Genomic DNA, 14,227 nt, shown 5'->3' on the forward strand with positions numbered 1-14,227 from the left:
TTTATGTATCGTCTTTTTTGTATAAAAAAACATCCAATCAATTGAGAGATTAATTGGATGTGAAAAAAATTAATAATGTTTTTTTCGTTTTGTAGCTAAAATACTTAACAATCCAGCGAGTAGAAGAACAATACCTACTGTTTGTGTAGGATCTTCTTTATGACCTGTATTTGGAAGGTGTTTATCCGTATTTCGATCATTTTGCGGTTTGTTATCTGTTTTATTCGATGTTTCTTCAGAAGTTCCGTTTTCGTGTTTCTCAGATGTTTCATTGCCTTTGTTTTCTTCTTTATTTGGAGGAGTAACTGGCTTGTCATCTCCACCTGAAGAAGATTCAATTTTTTTATTTGAAACTGTAATTTGTAGTGGCGTAGCTTGGGTCTTATCAATTGTAAAGTTTATTGGTGATGCATCTAATTGATAGCCTTTAGGAGCCTTTGTTTCTACTAATTGATAATTACCAGGTTTCAAATCATTTACGATTACTTTTCCGTGTTGATCTGTTTTTAAACCTTCTCGGATGACTTTTCCATCTTGGTCTAAAATATTGAAAATGGCACCTTCAAGTGTTCCATGGTGATCAATATCAACTTTAGTTAACTTAATTGAACCCTTTGTTAAACTATTTAAAGCTGTAACAGAAGCGATTTTTTCTTGACCTTTTTTAACTGTGAACTTAATCGGTGTTTCGTTTAAGTCATAGTGTTCAGGAGCTTTCGTTTCGATAAACTCATAGTCTCCCGGTGGTAAGTTATCAACGACTAAACGGCCATTTTTATCAGTAGTTAAATCAGTATGGACATTGTGTCCATCTTTATTAACAATTTTAAATACTGCACCCTCAAGCGTTGTATTTTGTTCAACATCATCTACTTTAATTAACTCCACACTACCTTTCGTTAAGCTGTTAATAGCAGTAACGAAGACGTGCTTTGTTTGACTTCTTTCAATTGTGAACTTAATTGGTGTTTCGTCTAAGTCATAATGTTTCGGAGCTTTCGTTTCAACGAATTGATAGTCTCCTGGTTGTAGGCCTTTCGCGATGATTTTACCATCTTTATTTGTAACTAAATTCGTACGAATGTCGTTACCATTCATATCAGTAATTTTAAATACCGCACCTTCTAGCATTTCTTTCTTATCTATAGAGTCAACTTTCGTTAATTCCACGCCACCTTTTGTTAGGCCATTCTTAGCAGTAACAGAAACGTGAGTTAGTTGACTTCTCTCGATAGTGAAGCTGATAGGTGTTTTATTTAAATCGTAATGCTTAGGAGCTTTCGTTTCAATGAATTGATAGTCTCCTGGGCGTAAGTTCGTAGCAGTAACCTTACCATCTTTATCAGTAGTTAAATCAGTACGAACAATTTTACCTTTCGCATCGATGATGTTAAACACTGCATCAGAAAGTTTTGTATCTGGATTTATATCATCCACTTTTATTAATTCTACAGCACCCTCAGTTAAGCTATTTTTAGCAGTAACTTGGAGCTTTTCTTTTTGGCTTTTCTTAATTGTAAACTTAATAGGTGTACTATCTAATTTATAGTGTTCAGGAGCTTTCGTTTCAATAAACTGATAGTCCCCAGGGCGTAAATCAGAAACAGAAATTTTTCCATGTACATCTGTTGTAAGCTCAGTGCGAATGTCGTTACCATTCATATCAGTAATTTTAAATATCGCATCTTTAAGAGCAGTACCATCTACATCATCCACTTTAGAAAGTTCCACAGCGCCTTTCGTTAAGCTATTTGTAGCTGTAACGGAGATAGGATGAGCTTGGCTCTTTGTGATTGTGAATGGAATTGGCTCTTTGTTTAAATCATAGTGTTTCGGAGCCGTTGTCTCGATGAATTGATAATCACCAGGACGTAGGTCAGAAACGCTAATTTTACCTTGTTGATTCGTAACAAGATCTTTGTGAATTACAGTGCCATTCATATCCACAATTTTAAATACTGCGCCTTCAAGAGTAGTGCCATCGACGTCATCCACTTTAGAAAGTTCCACGCCGCCTTTTGTTAAACTATTTTTCATAGTAACGGTAGCAATATCTTTTTGGCTTTTTTCAATTGTAAATATAATTGGTTTTTTGTCTAAATCATAGTGTTCAGGAGCCGTTATTTCAACGAATTGATACGTACCAGGACGTAAGTTTTCGATAACGATTTTACCTTCACTGTTTGTTTTTAGATCTGTTTTAAGTACTTTGCCATCTTGATCTAGTAAATTAAATACCGCATCGGCAAGTTTTGTTTGATTGTTTAAATCATCAACTTTAAGTAATTCGATACTACCTTGTTTTAAGCTATTTGTAGCAGTTAAAGAAATAGCTTTCTTCTGTCCTTTTTCGATAGTGAAACTAATCGGTGTTTCATCTAAAACGTAATGCTTAGGAGCTTTCGTTTCGATGAATTGGTAATCACCAGGACGTAGGTCGTTAATTTCGATTATTCCTTTTTCATTTGTAACAAGGTCTTTATGAACTACATCACCGTTCATATTAACAATTTTAAATGCTGCATCTTTAAGAACAGTGCCATCAACATCATCTACTTTAGAAAGTTTAACTGCACCCTTTGTTAAAGTATTTGTAGCAGTGACATGAAGAGTTTCAGTTTGGCTCTTTTTAATTGTAAATACGATAGGTTTTTTATCTAAAACGTAATGTTCAGGAGCAATTGTTTCAACGAATTGATACGTACCAGGACGTAGATTTTCAACAACAATTTTACCTTCATCATTTGTTTTTAAGCCTTCTTCAACTAGCTCTCCGTCTGCATCTAATAAGTTAAATACGGCGTTAGCAAGTTTTGTATTTATATCAATATCGTCAATCTTTGTTAGTTCAACGCTACCTTTTTTCAAAGCATTTTTGCCTGTAACATTGATCTCTTTCGTTTGACTTCTTTCAATTGTAAATGGAATCGTTGTTTCATCTAATACATAGTGCTCAGGAGCTTTTGTTTCAATGAACTGATAGTCGCCAGGGCGTAAATCAGAAACAGAAATTTTTCCGTTTTTATCTGTAACAAGATTCGTATGAACTTCCTTACCATTCATATCAACAATCTTAAAGATTGCACCTTCGAGCATCGTACGATCGATGTCATCGATTTTTGTTAATGTTACTGCACCTTTCTTTAAGCTGTTAGTAGCAGTAACAGTAATATTCTCTTTTTGACTTTTTTTGATAGTGAATGGAATAGGGTCTTTGCTTAAGATATAGTCTTTTGGAGCTTTTACTTCAATAAATTGATAATCTCCAGGACGTAAATCAGAAGCAGTAACTTTACCTTGTTTATCAGTCGTTAAACCTGTACGAATTACCTTTTTAGTATCATGAGCGTCAACAATTATAAATTCTGCACCTTCAAGAGTAGTGCCATCAACATCATCAACTTTAGTTAAAGTGACGCCACCTGTAAGTAAACTATTTTTTACAGTAACAGGGATAGGAAGAACTTCCTTGCTACCTTTTTTAATTGTGAACTTAATAGGTTTTTTGTCTAACTTATAATGTTCAGGAGCTTCGGTTTCAATAAATTGGTAATCACCTGGTGCTAAATCTGGAATAACTAGTACTCCATAATCATCTGTTTTTAAATCTTTCATAATTTCGTTGCCAGTTGCGTCTTGTAATGTGAATACCGCGCCAGCAAGAGCTATACTGCTTTCCACATCATCTTCTTTAATTAGTTTAACTTTCCCTTTCGTCAAACTATTTTTAAATGTAAGTGGAATTAGTTTTTGTTGCCCTTTTTCGATTGTAAATTCAATTGGTTCTACATTTACATCGTAATAAGTAGGGGCCTTTGTTTCGATTAGTTTATAGTTACCAGGGCGTAAGTCGTCCACCACTAACTTTCCATCACTATTCGTAACAAGGTCTTTATGAATTACCTTTGTATCATCATTTGCATCTACAATTTTAAATACTGCACCTTCAAGTGTTTCCTTTTCATCTGCAGCATTCACTTTTGTTAACTCAATACCGCCTTTTGTTAAGCTGTTTTTAGCAGTAACGTTAATAGCAGTTGCTTGGCTTTCCTTAATTGTAAATTCAATCGGTTTTTTATTTAAGTCGTAATGCTCAGGAGCTTTCGTTTCGATAAATTTATAGTTACCTGGACGTAAACCAGTAGCAATAATTTTACCTTCTTGATTCGTAACTAATTCTGTACGGACATCTTCATTTTTGTTATTAACAATTTTGAAAACGGCACCTGTAAGTGCAGTGCCATCAACATCATCGACTTTTGTTAGTTCAACATCGCCTGGTAATAGACTATTTTCAGCTGTAATAACAATCGATGTTTTTTGACCTTTTTCAATTGTAAATTCAATTGGTGTTGATCGCAGTTCATAATGTTCAGGAGCTTTCGTTTCAATAAATTTATATTTGCCTGGACGTAAGTCAGAAGCTTTAATAGTTCCGTTTGTATCGGTAGTTAAATCCATACGAACGTCTTCATTCTTTTCATTAACAATTTTGAACATAGCTCCAGCAAGAGGAGTCTTTTTATCAAATTCGTCGACTTTTACTAACTCAACGGCACCAGTTGTTAAACTGTTTTTAGCAGTAATTGGAATGATACTTGTTTGACTTTTCTCGATTGTAAACGGAATTGGTTCTTTATTTAAGTCATAATATTTAGGTGGTGTTGTTTCAATAAATTGATACTCACCAGGCTCTAAATCTTTAATGGATAAGGTTCCATCTTTTTCCGTTTTTAAGTTTGTACGCACGTCTTCGTTTTTGTCGTTTACAATTTTGAATACCGCACCTTCAAGGGTAGTACCATCAACATCATCAATTTTTGTTAAAGTCACGCCACCTTTAATTAAAGTGTTTTTTGCTTTAACAGAAGCTGCTGTAGTTTGGCTTTTTTCTATTTCAAATAGGATAGGTGTTTTGTCTAATTCATAATGCTCAGGAGCTTTTGTTTCGACAAATTGGTATTTACCAGGACGTAAATCTTTTGCTTCGATTTGTCCATGTTCATTTGTTGTTAATTTCTCATATCCAGTAATATTTTTTCCGTTGCGATCTTGAACAGTAAACTCTGCCCCTGCTAAAGTTTTATTATGATTATCAACTTTTGTTAAAAGAGCAGATCCTTTAGTTAAACTATTTGTCGCAGTTCGGTTTACTACTGTTGTTTGATCTTCAGAGATAGTAAATCGAATTAGTTTGCTATCTAGTTGATAATGCTCAGGAGCCTTCGTTTCTTGTAAGTAGTAAGTTCCTGGCTTTAGTTTATCTATAATAATTTGTCCGTTATTATTTGTTGTTAATTCTTTGTGTTCTGAAATTACTTTTTTGTCTTTATCAAGTAGTGTGAAAACGGCACCTTGCAGTGTTACGTTTTTATTCAGGTCATCAGATTTTGTTAAAACTACTTTCCCGACAAATTTCTTATTTGCAAGTGTATATGTTGTAGTCTCTTGTGTACCAAGCTCAACGATTTTCCCTTGTTTTAAATCCCAGCTAATTACATAGCCTTCAGGAGCTTTTGTTTCTTTTAATAAATATTTATCGCGTTTTAAGTTATTAAATTTAGCAATCCCGTCTTTGTCTGTTGTGATTTTACGGATAACAGTTTTCCCTGTACGATCGTATAAAGTAAATTCTGCCCCGGCCAATGGTACGTTCTTATTGTCATTATCTACCTTTATAATTTCAAGGTTTCCACGACCTTTAGTAGCAGATCCTCCGCCCGAACCAGAAGACATTCGTACTTCAATCGTTTCGGTAGTTTCTGTATTTGTTACTGTTAACTTATTGCCTGCGATTTTCGCTTTATTACTTACTTTTTCTTTATCGTCTGCATTAATAAGTGAACGATATTCTAAAATATAAGCTCGATCAATTTTTTTCAAGAAGGCAATTTCGAAATGTTGCTTTCCTGTATTATTGTCTGTTGTGATCTTTAACTTATAGTCTGTTCCTTGTTTTAATTCATTTGCTGTATCTTTTGTTAAATTTCCATATGGATCGACAGTTGTAGGATATAAGTGGAATGAATCGTCCACAAGTACCTGATTGTCTGTTGGATCGTCTGTTACAACTGCGTCTGCAATGGTTGATTGGCTTTCGTTAATTGCAATACTCCAATTAATATAGTTGTCATCTTGTACAGCTTTTTTTGTGACAAAGCTATCACCTTTATTTACTTGAGCATCACCTTTAAGAGTGTTAACAATTTTAGAGCCATCTTTTAACTCTGCCTCGTTTTTGTAGGTACCCTGGATAAGCTCACCATCAAGACTTGTTTTAAAGATAATATAATAAGGTGAATTAATTGATTGTTTGAAATGAACCTTTAGGGTGTTTTTATTTCTATCTGTAGGCTCTTCAAGTTCATATTGCTCAGTCGGTACAGCATTACCAGGTTTTGCGTTATCCGGACTTCCATTTAAAATCATGTCGCGCACTTCGATGGATCCTGGTACTAACTTTTGTTTATCTTGTATTACGTCTATAACATAAGGATCTTTAATCTCAACGTTATTATAATTAAAGCCTATTATCCAAGTGATTTCTTTTGTTTGGGCGTTATAAGAACCGTATTTATACCCATTCGCCTTTGTGAAAGCATCAGGATCAAAATTAGCTGCATCTTTATTTGATTGTTTGTTGGAATCTGCATCTATCCAAGATATGTTACCTGTATTTTTAAAGGAAGTTTTACCACTTTCCAATTTTGTATAGTCAAAGTCTGTTGTATATTTTACAACTAATGTCTTTGTCATATTAGACTGATATGTACCTATAAGGGTAATGTTGAAACCTTTATCCGTCACATCTAAAACATAGTCAGTCCCAGCTTGAAGAGTATAATCTCCGTCTTTAATTTCTAATTTCTTATCTTTTAATTGCAATCCACCATGATCAAAGGTATCCGTAATGATCGCGTTGTTTAATGGATAGTTGTTATTATTTACTATAATTGTCCAAGTTGTTGTTTTGTCTTTATAGTTTGTTTCAGCTTTATTATTAGATTTAATAATATTTTGCTGCTTGAAGCCGGCTTCATTTTCTTTACTTGAACCATTATCAGCTGTAACTGTATTTTTTACTTTTCCATCTGTTATGACGTTACCAGTTGGCTTTGTTTTATAGGTAATTACATAAGCACTATTAATATCCTCATTAAACTGTAGGTCGAATCCATTTTTCTTTTTACTTACAGTGTAATTAGTAACAGCGCCTCCTGTTACAAGCTTTCCTTTATCATCATATGAAGCATTTTTCACGACAATGGAATTTTCATCTAGTACATGTGCAGCGTCAAAAACATCTTTTAAAATTGCATCTGTTTTTTTGATATCTCTTTGATCACCATTGTAAGTAATTGTCCATTCAATCATTTGCGTCTTTGGATCATATTTACTCGTTTTGTTTAAATGTGTACCACGAGAAACCGTTACAGTAGAGCTTGCGTTTTGTTGCTTTTGATTATCACTCGTTATCGTAACGTTATTTTGGAAATTTTCAACATTTTCATCAGTAATTTTTGTGGTATATTCGATTTGGTATGCTTTATCGATGTTATCTTTAAAAGCAATCTCTAATTTTGAACCATCTGATGAAGTGATTTTGTAATCTGCTGGATCAGCTTCTGCACCACGTGTTGCGTTCCCATTAACATCAACTTCTAAATAATAAACTTTAATAGAATCTTTATTTAAGCTTGTACCTTGTGGGATGTTATCTTTAAAAATAGCGTTTTTAAGCTTATCTTTCGTTTTATTCATCTCTACTGTCCAATTAATTTCATTTGTATTAATTGGCCTATCAGGTAACCCTTTTTTATTCGTAGCTGTTTGGACATTAGGCTTAAAGTCAACTGTAATAGAAACATCTTTATCTTTAATTGGGAAAGGAATTTCTTGTGTTGTTGTACCTTTAATTTCAGCTTTATTAAATTCTGTCTTTAATTGTAGGTTACCGACAAGATCTGGATGTTCTTCAACATAATCGTTGAATGTCATTGTGACCTTTCCCTCTTTTGTAACAGTAAAGTTCCCAATTGTGTTGCTTTCGCTATCGTATAAAGGACTGTTAATTGTATTGTAAATCTTAAAATGTTTAGGAAGATCAAAAATATAGTAATCTCCACTTTTGACATTCATTGATTTTAAAAGTTCCCATGTAAACTCAATGTTGGCAGGGGAATCTGTACTTGGACGGTTATCCTCTGTAAATGGTTTTCCGTCTTTGTCCGTTAACTTTACACCTGTTAAAATGTTTGTTGTTATTTGCTTTGGACCTGAATTTGTATTCTCAGCAGGGTTGCTTGCTAGTTTTTGTTCTGGGTTGTCAGTGGCTTGCGTAGCTGCTGGATTTTGTTCCGGATTGTCAGTAACAGGTTTAGTTGCTGGATCTTGCTCTGGATTGTCAGTAACAGGTTTAGCTGCTGGATTTTGTTCCGGATTGTCAGTAACAGGTTTAGTTGCTGGATTTTGCTCTGGATTGTCAGTAACAGGTTTAGCTGTTGGATTTTGCTCCGGATTACCAGTAACAGGTTTAGCTACTGGATCTTGCGCTTGTTTATTAGTATCCTGTTTGGTTACATCTTCTTTAGCATCTTCTACTTGAACAGGAACTGAAATAGGATGAGGCATTGTTCCTAGAGGAAAAGCAATTTGAACTGATTTTTCTCCAGTTGTTAAAGTTGGGTTAAATACAGTATCAAGTTTAATTTTTCCTTTAGCACCTTTTGAAGTTTCTACTTGATCATTAAATAGTAGCTTTAATTTATTATCTTTAGCTGTTATAAAATATTGACCAATATTTTTTTGGTCTGCTACTAAATCCCCTTGCAAATCTTTAGATACTTTCAATGCAAGTGGTATTTGAAGTACTGCTGTCTCGTTTGCATGTACAACTTGTTTATCTTTTATTGACCAAGCGTATTCAACTTGAATGGTTGATCCTATCTTTATTAAGTTGTTAGGATTTTTTGCTTCGTCAATAATATGATTAGTTGCATCTTTCATTTCAACAGTGTCAAATAATGAATCCCCTGTTAAGGTTTCCGCTCTTACTTGATTGTATGGAAAACTAGCAAGCTGCGAAAATAGTACGAATACAGTTAAACATATATTGAAAAGTTTTTTCATTGTTCCTCCTCTGAACATTCCTTTGTCCATTGGGGACTTATTCCATATGAACAAATGGAATATTAAAAGTATTTGTTATAGGCGATTTGTTTTTGTTATCCCTCCATTTCTATACGCGTTCTCCGACAAAAAAAGATGATATTCAATGTAGTGTTATTTAACGTAAAACAAAATGTATATTTACACATTTATATGAAAAAATACACAATTCGACAAAAAATGTCGAAAAAAATACTGATATAAAAATAATATCAGACCTTTATAGGTGAGAGTTTTCATGTGAATCTAATAAAAAGAATGGTTATAAAGGTAAGTTTTACGATACATGCTAACCAAAGTAATGTATCCCTTTGTGAAGGCTTGTTTTTGCCTTAAGGTTATGTGGAAATAAAAATCTAGATAGGGTTGATTTTGGTCAGAATGAAGAAAATATATACTTTGAAAATAGTCATCTATTTTGCCTAGAAAGAGTTTTACGATTAGTGGACCGAAGTGGAAATTCGATTGTTTCTTACATTGTTAGAGGAATATAAGAATTACAGAATATTCGACTAAATCGTTACTACGGTCATTTTTGAAACTGTTTTAAATAATAAAAAAGAAGGTACGGTACTTCTTAGCGACAATATCTTTTTAGTAAAGATAAGCCTAAATAACCTTCGCTAAAGATTATATACTTAAATGATAAAGAGTTCAACAGTATTTCATATATTTTCCAAAAATAAAAAAACGACTGTTTTATGTAGAATCAATCTACAAAACAGTCGTTTTTTCGTATTATATTTCTGTTAAAATTATCGGCTCACCACGTGTTACGACAACTGTATGCTCACATTGTGCAACAAGGCTTTTGTCAGGAGTAACGAATGTCCAACCGTCATCACCGCGTTCGATAATATGATCAGCTTTCATAGAGATAAATGGCTCTACAGCGATAACAAGACCGTCTTTTAGAAGCGCACTATCCATTGGATCATAATAACTTAAAATGTGGTTTGGTGCTTCATGTAAACTAAGACCGATACCATGACCAGTTAAGTTTTGAATAACATTGTATCCACTTTTATGTGCGAAGTTTGAAACCGCACGACCAATTTGATTTTGTTTTGAACCAGCTTTAACTTTTTTCATTGCTGCCCAAAATGCGTCAACAGCTGCTTGGCAAAGTTTTTCTTTTTCTTCGTCTTTCCCAAGTACAAATGAGATACCCGTATCTGCATAATAACCATCAAGTGCGGCAGATACGTCGACGTTTACTAAGTCGCCTTCTTTTAATACACGATCTCCTGGAATGCCGTGAGCAACTTCTTCATTTACACTAATGCAAGTTACACCAGGGAAATCATATTCTTTTTCAGGTGCAGAAATAGCACCATGCTCATCTAATACTTTTTTACCGATCAAATCAAGCTCTTTCGTTGTCATACCTGGCTTCGCTTCTTTTTTCATTTCTTCACGTGCAAGCGCAACGATGCGGCCGATTTTTCGTAAGCTTTCTAAATCCTGTTCATTACGAATAATCATGAAAACCACTGTCCTTCCTCGAATATATATCTTACCCGATTGTATCATGTTTATTTTCGTCCTGCTACTCGCTTGCGGTATGCGGGTTGATTCCTCACACAAAGAATACATGACAATTGTCATATGGATGTCATGACGCATCATACTGTTTCCTAACTTTTCCAAGGAATACAATGTAAATATAAGAAACAGCGGGGGTGGAGAGATGGAAAAGGTTATTGAGATAAATGGTGTTTCTAAAACATTTAAACATAAAAACGCAGTAAGTAACGTTTCATTTCACGTGGATAAAGGGGAAATAGTAGCATTACTTGGACCAAATGGTGCGGGGAAGACGACGATGATTTCGATGATGCTTGGATTAAAAGATCCTACAGAAGGGACAGTTTCTATATTTGGAAAGAGTCCAAAGCATAGAGGCGTTCGTAATAGCCTTGGGGCAATGTTACAAGAAGTAAGTGTGATTGATAGCATTACAGTGGAAGAGGCAATTGAGCTATTCCGCAGTTATTATACAAACCCGGTAGCGAAAGAAACATTACTACAGTTATCAAATTTGGAATCAGAGCGAAAGCAAAGATGTGAAAAGTTATCAGGTGGGCAAAAAAGAAGATTAAATTTTGCACTCGCACTTTCGGGAAATCCAGATTTGTTATTTTTAGATGAGCCGACAGTTGGAATGGATATTACGTCTCGAAGAACGTTTTGGGAAACGATTAAAAAGTTAGCAAGTGAAGGGAAAACGATTATTTTAACAACACATTATTTAGAGGAAGCAGATGCGTTGGCGAATCGTATTTTATTGTTTGCGAACGGAAAAATTATCGCAGATGGCACACCAGATGAAATGAAAGCGACGATTTCTCGAAAAACGATCTCGTTTTATTCTAAAGAAAAAATCCCTAAGAGTTTACTAAAGGAATTACCGCATGTAACAGAAGTACAGTCAAATGAAGGGCGCTTCACTTTAACGACGGAAGATACAGATGCCACTCTACAAGCAATTTATCAGAAGAATCTACCTGTAACAAATGTTTCAGTTGAACGTGGAAGTCTCGATGAAGCATTTGAACAGTTTGTCGCAAATCAAAAGGGGGAAATTGCATGAAAGCTTTATGGATGCAATGCAAAATAGAAATTTTACGTACGTTCCGTAATAAATTATTTATCTTTTTCTCATTATTAATGCCAGTTATGTTTTACTACATTTTCACAAATGTTGTGCAAGTGCCACAAAACGGAGATGCGTGGAAAGCACATTATTTAATTTCTATGGCGACTTTTAGTATTGTAGGGACTGCACTTTTTAGTTTTGGTGTGAGACTTTCTCAGGAAAGAGGGCAAGGTTGGACACATCTTCTAAAAATTACACCGCTTCCTGAAGGGGCGTATTTAACAGCAAAAATTATCGCTCAAACAGTAGTAAATGCTTTTTCAATCTTAGTTATTTTTATGGCAGGGATATTAATTAATCATGTTGAGTTAACGGTAGGACAATGGATTGGTGCTGGATTATGGTTATTGTTAGGTGTGACACCATTTTTAGCACTCGGAACAGTAATAGGTTCCATTAAGAAGGCGGATGCAGCTGCTGGCCTAGCAAATATTTTAAATATGAGTTTAGCTGTAATTGGCGGGTTATGGATGCCGATTGAAGTATTCCCGAAAATATTAAGAACGATTGGTGAATGGACACCGACATATCATTTTGGAAGCGGTGCGTGGGATATTGTAGCTGGAAAATCAATTGGATGGGAAAATATCGCGGTATTAGGAGGTTATTTCCTTATATTTGTTGTAGTATCAATATATATAAGAAAAAGACAGGAAGCGGTATAAATGATAGAGAAGAAGAGGATGGAAATTTTTCCGAAACATATGGGTTTTTTTCCGTATATGTGGCTCGTATATTTGTTATTTCCAATTTATAATTTAACACAAGTATCAGGATGGAAACTTGTAATGGGGATCGGTATGTTGATAGTCTTCATTATCACATACCGTCAACTTTATTTTGTTCAGAAGACGTTCGTTTTGTGGGCGTTTATTCAAATGATATTAACCTTTTTATTTGCCATATTTTATAATCCTTTCATGATATTCTTTGGCTTTTTCACGGCAAGTGCGATGGGCTTTGCGCCAAGTAAGAAAGTATTTCGAGTGCTACTATGTCTGTTAGTTGTAATGCTCGGAGCATTTGTATTTGTAAATATGAATCAACTAACACCGGCAAATTTAGTAAATATCGTTCCGATGTTTATTTTAATGCTTCTTACGCCATTTGGTATGCGTAATTTTAATCAGAAAAAGATGTTAAAGAACCAATTAAACGAAGCGAATGAGCAAATTAAAGATTTAGTAAAACGTGAGGAACGGCAGCGAATTGCACGGGATCTTCATGACACGTTAGGCCATACGTTATCTCTTATTACGTTAAAAAGCCAGCTTGTTGAGAAGTTAATCGTAAAAAATCCAGAGCGTGCAAGTGTGGAAGCAAAGGAAATTACACAAACATCTCGTACCGCTTTAAAACAGCTGAGGGAATTAATTTCTGATATGCGCATGATTACAGTAGAAGAAGAGCTGGAGCAAATAAAAGCGATCTTACAAGCTGCTAATATTGAATTAGAAATAGAACAAGAAGCGAGTGCAAGTTCGTTATCACCGATTGAACAAAATATTTTAGGAATGTGTTTACGTGAGGCTGTGACGAATGTTGTAAAACATAGTAAGGCGACGCAGTGTACAGTTTCTGTATTAGAATCACAAGGTGAACTGATTTTGAAAGTAGAAGATAACGGAATTGGTTTAGAGGATCAAAACAATGATGGAAATGGTATTCGCGGCATGAAAGAACGAATTGCTCTTATTGATGGATTTGTTGAACTAAATACGATACATTCAGGGACGCTATTAACAGTAAAAGTACCAGTTGTCATTAGAACAGGAAAAGATGAGGTGAGGGTATGATTCGAATTATTATTGCGGAAGATCAACGGATGCTTCGTGGTGCATTAGGAGCCCTACTTGATTTAGAAGATGATATGGAAGTGATTGGGCAAGCTGCGAACGGGGAAGAGGCGTTAAAATTAATTGAATCGTTAAAGCCAGATGTAAGTATTATGGATATTGAAATGCCGATTCAAAGTGGATTGGATGTCGCTGAGACTTTAAAGAAAGAAAAATCATCATGCAAAGTAATGATTTTAACAACATTTGCAAGACCTGGTTATTTTGAACGAGCAATGAAAGCTGGTGTGCACGGATATTTGTTAAAAGATAGCCCAAGTGAAGATTTAGCCGCAGCGATTCGTAATGTAATGAAGGGAAAACGAGAAGTTTCTCAAGATTTAATGTTTGGTTTATGGCAGGAGCAAAATCCGTTGTCAGATCGTGAAAAAGAAGTATTGTTACTTGCTAAAGAAGGAAAGACTGCAAATGAAATTGCGAAAACACTTTATCTTTCACCGGGCACAGTACGTAATTATATTTCTGAAGTGTTAACGAAGCTCGACGCGAAAAATAGAATTGAGGCAATTACAATTGCGGAAGAAAAGGGATGGATATGAAAAGA

6 protein-coding genes are annotated in these 14,227 nt (G+C 34.7%); 4 read left to right on the forward strand and 2 right to left on the reverse strand.

The genetic code is table 11. The annotated features are described in order from the left end of the window. Positions 1–69: 69 nt before the first annotated feature. Complete coding sequence (locus tag ACS2MN_RS22210) at positions 70–9,129, reverse strand: SpaA isopeptide-forming pilin-related protein (protein ID WP_346994765.1); 9,060 nt, start codon at positions 9,127–9,129, stop codon at positions 70–72. A gap of 777 nt (positions 9,130–9,906) precedes the next feature. Further along, positions 9,907–10,701, reverse strand: a complete 795-nt coding sequence (gene map, locus ACS2MN_RS22215) for a type I methionyl aminopeptidase (protein ID WP_002106654.1) — start codon at positions 10,699–10,701, stop codon at positions 9,907–9,909. Positions 10,702–10,858: 157 nt separating this feature from the next. Here map and ACS2MN_RS22220 point away from each other — a divergent pair, with 157 nt between their 5' ends. Genes ACS2MN_RS22220 through ACS2MN_RS22235 form a run of 4 tightly spaced genes read left to right on the forward strand, consistent with a single transcriptional unit; the run spans position 10,859 to position 14,222 of the window. Next, positions 10,859–11,761, forward strand: a complete 903-nt coding sequence (locus tag ACS2MN_RS22220; RefSeq protein WP_000416592.1) for an ABC transporter ATP-binding protein — start codon at positions 10,859–10,861, stop codon at positions 11,759–11,761. Next, a complete protein-coding gene (locus ACS2MN_RS22225; RefSeq protein ID WP_000646291.1) occupies positions 11,758–12,492 on the forward strand; it encodes an ABC transporter permease in 735 nt (244 codons plus the stop codon). The genes ACS2MN_RS22220 and ACS2MN_RS22225 overlap by 4 nt, the downstream gene beginning before the upstream one ends. Beyond that, positions 12,493–13,623, forward strand: coding sequence for a sensor histidine kinase (locus tag ACS2MN_RS22230; protein ID WP_000570637.1), 1,131 nt, complete (start codon positions 12,493–12,495; stop codon positions 13,621–13,623). It begins immediately after the preceding gene. Then, a complete protein-coding gene (locus tag ACS2MN_RS22235; protein WP_000619274.1) occupies positions 13,620–14,222 on the forward strand; it encodes a response regulator transcription factor in 603 nt (200 codons plus the stop codon). The genes ACS2MN_RS22230 and ACS2MN_RS22235 overlap by 4 nt, the downstream gene beginning before the upstream one ends. Positions 14,223–14,227: the final 5 nt, after the last annotated feature.

The organism is Bacillus cereus group sp. BceL062 (assembly GCF_051780025.1).
Taxonomy (GTDB): domain Bacteria; phylum Bacillota; class Bacilli; order Bacillales; family Bacillaceae_G; genus Bacillus_A; species Bacillus_A toyonensis.